The following is a 7406-nucleotide window of genomic DNA, read 5'->3' as shown; positions in this document are numbered from 1 at the left end:
GCTTATATCAAGCTTTTTTCAATTCTAGTCAGCTGTGCCGGGGTGGGACGACGAAATTTTATTAGAAAAATTAGATTTCTGTCCCACTCCCTTATTTTTAATGTTCAATTTTATATTTATTTTTACTCATTACAAATCAAGCACATTGACATTCATGAACTAAAGCCAGATAATTTGTATAAATTATATTATTTGCAACTTATTTAAGGAGGTGCGAAGTCAATGACGACAACACATATTGATCCACGAATTACTAGAACCAAAAAATTATTGATGGATGCCTTTCGTGACATTGCTAAAGAAAAAAAGTTACAAACCATTACAGTGAAGGATATAACTGAACGTGCAACTGTTAACCGTGCTACGTTCTATGCTCACTTTTATGATAAATATGACATTATGGACTACACATTGTCAGAAACCATTCTTAAAAATTTAAACGATAACTTAACCTTATCTTCTGAACTTAATGATGAAACATTATGCAAAACGTTCATCACAATTACGAGTTATATTGAAGAAACACATAATGAATGTAAATTAAATAGTGCTGCATATGGTGAAGTAGTTGAAAAGAGAGTGAAAGAAGAACTGGAAGATATTTTCTTAACGTTAATTGTACAAAAACATCCAACTGAAGACAGAGAAGCATTAGCTACGAGTGCTCGCTTTTTATCTTGGGGGCTATATGGCACAGCTAAACATTGGTTTCATACGAGTAATACTTCTGCACGTAACTATATCGAAAAAGCACTACCTTTGTTTATGAGCCAAGTATTAAAATAAATTATACAAAAAAGCCTCTAAAGCAATGCATATTTGCTCTAGAGGCTTAATATTTTTCAAAAAACTATTTTTTGTTTTCATTAATAAAGTCTAGTACATCACCAGTTAATGCGACGCCATTGTTACTTTCGCCTTCTACGCCACCGTAATGTAATCCTACTACTTCATTATTCGCATTAAAGATTGGAGAACCAGAGTTGCCGCCAAATGTACTCGCACCATATGTAAGTTGCGTGCCATTATTTGTCAGTACTTCCCCCTTACTTTCCCACATTGTAGCTAATGATTTATCACCCGGGTAGCCAGTTACTGTCACAGGATCACCTTTACTAACACTTGATGCATCTTGGATTGTTGCAGGTTGTACTACATCACCTACAGACTGCCCTTCATCATTGGTGTTGAAATGTACAAGCACTAAATCTTCTTGACCAGGATAAGGTTGGACATCTTTTTCCGTAAATTCACCATACGGAAATGAACCTTCATTTTTAGCTGCAGGTGCAAATGTCATATCGCCGTTTGAAAGATTAGCAACATGCTTATTTGTTAATACAGTATTTTTATCGATGACTACACCTGTCGCTATATTTGATCCCATATTCATGTACCCTACTGATTGATAATGACCTGTAGTGGTATTTTCAATTTGTGTTCTATCTTCATCAGGTAATATGACCCTTGGCATAACTTCTGATGATTGATTATTAGTTGTATTATCATTTTGTTGCGTTTGTGTTGGCTGAGTTGTTGTATCGTTATTTTGCGTATCCGTAGCTGCAAAACTACTAAATGGTGCAATTGCGAATAACATTACTAAAGAAAAAGCTATACTACCTATCATTTTTCTTGTAAACATAAATAACCCTCCATCAAAATATATTATACTATTAAAATTTAAAGAAATTTTCAAAAATAATCAAATGTTAATATTAGCTTTTGAAAATATATCACCTTAATTTATAAGTTTTTTTAATAGTATATTCTTAGCTTATACCCTATCTTCGAAAATAGTATCACTTTCAAAACAACACATTTCCCCTTATGTCGTTTAAACAATAAATCGATAAACATGTTGTTTGCATTATATTTCATAACGTAATACAATATATTTAAGCAACAGGTGTTAGTTAGTTAATACTTGTTGCTTAACTAAAGTTAGGAGGGATAGACGTGACAACAATTCAAAAACACAATGGTTTCAAACGGACTTTTCAACAGGATCATTTGACGTTAGGCTTAACGTTACCTTTTGATAATTCTGAACACATCGCATTGTCGTTGGAACATCAAGTTGATTTAGCACAATACGCTGAAACACTTGGATTTACAAGCCTTTTTGTACGGGACAGTCCGCTTTATAGCCCATATTTAGGAAATGTAACGACAAACTACGATCCGTTTGTATTTTTAACTTATCTCAGCGCCAAGACATCGAAAATCGCTCTCGGAACATCTAGTATTGTTGCTACATTACGTCATCCAATTCATATAGCGAAAGCTGCTACTTCTCTTGACTTGATTTCAAATGAGCGATTATTGTTAGGTGTTGCTACAGGAGATCGATCATTCGAATTTCCAGCTTTTAAAGTAAATACAGACCATTTAACTGAGCAATTTCAAACAGCGATAACCTCTATAAATGATTTATGGAAAACACATTCGCCACAAATCTCAAATTCTATATTTGAATTATATGAGGATGCCGGTTTACAAATATTACCAAAACATAAGCATATTCCAATGTTTGCTACTGGGTATTCAAACCAAGATATATCTTGGTTAAAAGCGCACATGGATGGTTGGATGTTTTACCCACAAGATTTTCAACAGCAAAAGAAATTATTACAAGATTGGCATCAAAACGATGTATTCAAACCTTTTATGCATCCACTTGTTATCGATTTGTCGATGAATCCAAATGAGTTGGTTAAACCTATTAAAGGTGGTTATCGCTTAGGTAGAAATACTTTAATAAAAATATTAAAATCATATGAACGTATAGGTACGAATCATATCATGCTACATTTAGTTGAAAATGAAAGAACTTATAAAAATATATTAACAGAGGTAGGAAATTATATTATTCCACACTTTCCACCTCATGAATTACAGGAGGAAAAAAATTATGACATTATTAGATAGAATTAATATACTCGCAAATAAAGAAAAAGTTGAAACATTGAGCATTGAAGAAAAACAAGAACAACATGTATTAAGACAAGAATATTTACAAATGATTCGTGGACAAGTTGTTAACACATTCTCAACTTTGAAAGTCGTTGATCCTTTAGGTGAAGACATTACGCCAGATAAAGTCTATGAATTACGTGAAAATATGGGTACTTTAGATTTAAATTAAATTTATAACTATATAATAAATATTCACTAAAAACGGCTGTGCGCTTTCAAATCAAAGCGCACAGCCGTTTGTTATTTCTAAGTTTCACAATATGCAGTTACTTATATCAATCATTTAAAATTTGTTGCATTGAGCGATCAACACTATTCGCATACATATTTCCAAATTTTACTAAGTGCACCATTAATAAATAAAGTCGATAAAATTCTAGGCGTGCCTCTGCGCCATCGCTCAATGGATAATGCTTATTATATTCATCATAAAATGCTTGAGTAAAACCACCAAACACAGTAGTAATACCTAAATCAAATTCTCTATCACCATATAAGGGTGCCGGATCAAATAACGCAGGCGAACCATCTTCCAAGAACATGTAGTTGCCTCCCCATAAGTCTCCATGTAACAGGGATGGTTTGCTTGTATGTTGATTCAACGTCTCTATAATGACCTTACGTACATGTGCATATGTTTGAGCATCGTCATCTGTCCAGCGTTTTAATCGCAATAATTCATCTTTTAAATGATCCAGACGGCGTTCCACGAATAATGTTGTCCATGAATCCGTCCAGCTATTATCAAATGAAATATCTCCGCCTTCATAAGGTAAATCAAAGCCAAATTTTCCAGCTGATTGTTGTTGGCTATGCATTTTCGCAACAAGCTGTCCTAATTCTTTTTGACTACCGGTCGTACCTTCATCTAAAAAGGTTAATAATAAATAAGCGTCGCCATTAATTTCTCCACTCCCAATTACTTTAGGCGCAGTAATTTGAGCTTGCTCAAAAAGGTTTAAACCTGCAATCTCTGCTGCAAAGAACGCTTCATTACGATCACGTTGCACGAGTAAAAAATAAGTTTCATCGGGCGTTTTCACTTGAAATGCTTCATTCACATCTCCACCACCAACAGATGATATAGATTCTATATGATTTAATGGAAGTTGTGCTTGCCATTCTTGTTTCATTTGTACCCCTCCATAACTTTTTAACTATAATATCGTTACTTCATTATTATTACCGTTTTCAACATATATTAATCAATAATGCTTATTGTCATACATTTTATGTGACACTTCTTAAAATTATCTTGATTTACTCTAGGCATATATTCAGTAAAATGCTAGTCTATTAAAGACATCATTTTCAATATAGCCAACAATATAAATTAACTTTTGGCTTAAATACATATTTTCAATACTAATAAAATTCGATTAACGGAGTGATAATCTCATGTATAAACTAATCAAACCTATTTTATTTCAATATGACCCTGAAAAAGCACATGGTATGACGATCGACGCACTGAAATTCGTACAAAAACATTCTAAATTATTACCAGTCATCGAACAATTATTTCATTATGAGCATGCGGCCCTACATCAAGAGATTCATAGTATTCATTTTGACAATCCAATTGGTCTTGCAGCAGGATTTGATAAATCTTGTGAAGTTCCTAAAGCTTTAGAAAAAGCAGGATTTGGTGCAATAGAACTCGGTGGTGTTACACCTAAACCACAGCCTGGTAATCCAAAACCACGTATGTACCGATTAGTTGAGGATAATGCTTTAATTAACCGTATGGGCTTCAACAATTTAGGTATGAATAAGGCACTTAGTAACTTACGTAAATATAGCTATCAAGTACCTGTAGGTTTGAATGTGGGCGTGAATAAATTTACTGATTATGAATCACGTTATCAAGATTATATAAAAGTAATCGATACATTTAGAAATGATGTAACTTTCTTTACTGTGAATATTAGCTCACCTAACACTAAAAATTTACAAAGCTTCCATGACAAAGATGAATTCTCACAGCTTTGTTCTGCAATTCAATCATATAAAGACAGTCACGATATCAACGTTCCTATTTTTATCAAGCTGACTTCAGATCTTGATTTAGATAGTTTAGGTCGTATGTTGGACCCTATCGTTGAAACTTTTGATGGCATTATTTTAGCTAATACCACTCAAAAACGTGAACAGTTACATTCTGACAATCAACATGAAACTGGTGGTTTAAGTGGTAGACCACTATTTGAGCGTAATCTAGAACTCATTTCTTATGCTTACAAACAAACAAATGGTCAGTTTTTAATTATTGGTACTGGTGGTATATTTAATACAAATGACGTTATTACAATGATGCGCCATGGTGCTTCACTGGTACAACTCTATAGTGCATTAGTATTTGAAGGTCCAGGTCTTACTAAAAAATTAAATAAGAACTTGGCAAAATATCTTAAAACAGAAGGTTATGCGCATATAAGTGATATTATAGGATTAGACGTATAAAATTCAGCAATTATTTAATTTGAAATCATATTACATTATTTTTATTAGGGTATGTAAATAATAAAGGAGGCGCTATTATGTACAAGAAAATACTATTAGCTTATGACTTTGGCAACACATTCGATAACGTTCCGAAAGAACTACAAAACTTAACTGCTGGCGTAGATGACGCAGAAATTACAATTTTCAATGTTATTTCTGAAGGAGAATTGCAAACCTCAGTACGCTATGATGGTAAACATTTTGAAGAATTAGCAAACGAAAAGGGCAAAGAACTTGATCCATTTGTTCAAAAATTAGAAGATCTTGGTTTAAATGTTCGCGTGAGATTTAGTACAGGGTACATCAAGCAATCTATTCTACAAGAAGTAGAAGAAAATCATTATGACATTATTGTCATGAGTAATAAACGTGCAAAATCAGACATTAAAAATGTCCTAGGCAATGTCACTCATAAAATTGCTAACAGCGCGAATCTTCCTGTATTAATTATAAAATAATAGGTATATAAATAAGGAAGCCTCCATCTAAATCTTGGAAGCTTCCTTATTTTTTTAGCATTATCGTCGATTATTTTCGACTTCTATTTATTCTTGATCCTCTTGATTCAAGTATCTTTCAATCACTTGTAATACACCAGAGTCATCATTAGATGGTGCACGGTGTTGGGCTATTTTTTCAAGTTCTGGACTACATTTTGCCATAGCATAACTATGGGTCGTCAGTGCAAGCATTTCTAAGTCATTATTAGCATCTCCAAAAGCTAATAATTCGTCTTTATCTATTCCCCATTGGTTTAAAAGTGCTTGAATCGCCACACCTTTATTCACACCAGGTAAAATAAGATCCACACTCTCAGCACCACTTGTCACAGCACGTATTTCGTGTGCATATTCACTTTCCAAACCAGCTTTCACTTGCTTTACGATATCGTCATCTTTGATTCTCATCGCCACTTTAACAAACTGGTCATCTTTGATATCACTAAAGTTTTCAACTTTTTCAATATCATAGTAATAGTTGGTAATAAAATTCATAAACTCATCGCTACAATTACTTTTAACATATGCTGATTTAATCCCACTTACTATAACGTCAGAGATATTATAATCCACCATAATTGTCTGCAAAATGTCAAAAGTAAGTTGTTGGTCAAAATGCGAAGAAGATATTAACGTATCATTAACATATGTAACAGCACCATTTTCTGCTACATACGTAATTTGTGATTCCTTGCCTGGGAAATATGATCGTAATTGGGCATATTGGTTTCCACTTGCTACAATAAATTTTATATTACGTTTCGTTACTTCTTCAAATATTTTTTCAAAATATATTTCATCAAACGTATGATTGGATTTAAATAACGTTCCATCTTTGTCTACTGCAATTGCTTTTATCATCGGTATACATCCTTCCAAATTCGTTATCAACCCTAACAATATATGCTACTACTTAATTTACATCACAATAATATTAAATAAGTGGCCATCTATGTCACTAAACAAACCACCATAAAACCCTTCTAGCATCGTGCCACTCTGCAATACTTTACCGCCTGCTTCTTCAACTTTATTTAATAATACATCAACCTCTTGGGACTGGGATACGGAAATAGAAACTAATGCTTCATTTGAGCCTATATTAGAAAGGTGAGCTGCTTTTTTAAATTGGCTATGCTCAATAAGCATGATAATTTTATTATCAATCGTTTGAATTCCTCTCATTTTATCCAAAACAGCGTCATTTTGTTGAATTTCAAAGCCAATTGCGCTAAAAAATGCTTCGCTTGCTTTAAGGTCTTTTACTGGTAAATTTAGCCACGCTGATTGTATATCCATTTTAACATGCCCCCTATTTTTACTCACCATACCATATCTCACTCTATATGGGGCATTAATCATCTGCTTTAAACTACATAATCCTTATCTACTTACATTGTGATTATACTTATAGTTCAAGTG

Annotated in this window: 9 protein-coding genes; 5 read left to right on the top strand and 4 right to left on the bottom strand. The window is 33.2% G+C overall.

The genetic code is table 11. From position 1 onward, the window contains the following. Positions 1-222: 222 nt before the first annotated feature. Positions 223-786, top strand: a complete 564-nt coding sequence (locus AST02_RS11370; RefSeq protein ID WP_069817873.1) for a TetR/AcrR family transcriptional regulator — start codon at positions 223-225, stop codon at positions 784-786. A gap of 64 nt (positions 787-850) precedes the next feature. On the opposite strand, the gene AST02_RS11365 is transcribed toward AST02_RS11370, so the two are convergent. Next, positions 851-1645 carry a trypsin-like serine peptidase gene (locus tag AST02_RS11365; protein ID WP_069817872.1) on the bottom strand — a complete coding sequence of 265 codons (795 nt, stop codon included), beginning with the start codon at positions 1643-1645 and terminating at the stop codon, positions 851-853. A 314-nt stretch (positions 1646-1959) separates the two neighbouring features. Between AST02_RS11365 and AST02_RS11360 the strand changes: the two genes are divergently transcribed. Together AST02_RS11360 and AST02_RS11355 are read left to right on the top strand one after the other, a co-directional pair. Further along, a complete protein-coding gene (locus AST02_RS11360; RefSeq protein ID WP_069817871.1) occupies positions 1960-2931 on the top strand; it encodes an LLM class oxidoreductase in 972 nt (323 codons plus the stop codon). Next, complete coding sequence (locus AST02_RS11355) at positions 2915-3148, top strand: DUF896 domain-containing protein (protein WP_069817870.1); 234 nt, start codon at positions 2915-2917, stop codon at positions 3146-3148. Before AST02_RS11360 ends, AST02_RS11355 begins: the two co-directional genes overlap by 17 nt. A gap of 106 nt (positions 3149-3254) precedes the next feature. Here AST02_RS11355 and AST02_RS11350 read toward each other — a convergent pair whose 3' ends face one another. After that, a complete protein-coding gene (locus AST02_RS11350; RefSeq protein ID WP_069817869.1) occupies positions 3255-4112 on the bottom strand; it encodes a fructosamine kinase family protein in 858 nt (285 codons plus the stop codon). A gap of 265 nt (positions 4113-4377) precedes the next feature. On the opposite strand from AST02_RS11350, the gene AST02_RS11345 reads away from it, so the two are divergent. Together AST02_RS11345 and AST02_RS11340 are read left to right on the top strand one after the other, a co-directional pair. Further along, on the top strand, positions 4378-5442 hold the full coding sequence (locus AST02_RS11345; protein ID WP_069817868.1) for a quinone-dependent dihydroorotate dehydrogenase: 1065 nt from the start codon (positions 4378-4380) through the stop codon (positions 5440-5442). 77 nt (positions 5443-5519) lie between these two features. Next, entirely contained in the window at positions 5520-5942 is a 423-nt protein-coding gene (locus AST02_RS11340; RefSeq protein WP_069817867.1) for a universal stress protein, read from the top strand. Positions 5943-6029: 87 nt separating this feature from the next. On the opposite strand, the gene AST02_RS11335 is transcribed toward AST02_RS11340, so the two are convergent. Further along, complete coding sequence (locus tag AST02_RS11335; RefSeq protein WP_069817866.1) at positions 6030-6845, bottom strand: Cof-type HAD-IIB family hydrolase; 816 nt, start codon at positions 6843-6845, stop codon at positions 6030-6032. A gap of 57 nt (positions 6846-6902) precedes the next feature. Then, positions 6903-7283 (bottom strand): VOC family protein, encoded by a 381-nt coding sequence (locus AST02_RS11330; RefSeq protein ID WP_069817865.1) that lies wholly within the window; start codon positions 7281-7283, stop codon positions 6903-6905. Positions 7284-7406: the final 123 nt, after the last annotated feature.

Source organism: Staphylococcus equorum, assembly GCF_001747895.1.
Classification (GTDB): Bacteria; Bacillota; Bacilli; order Staphylococcales; family Staphylococcaceae; genus Staphylococcus; species Staphylococcus equorum_A.
The sequence above is the reverse complement of the archived record's forward strand: the minus strand, read 5'-3'. Positions and strand labels throughout refer to the sequence as shown.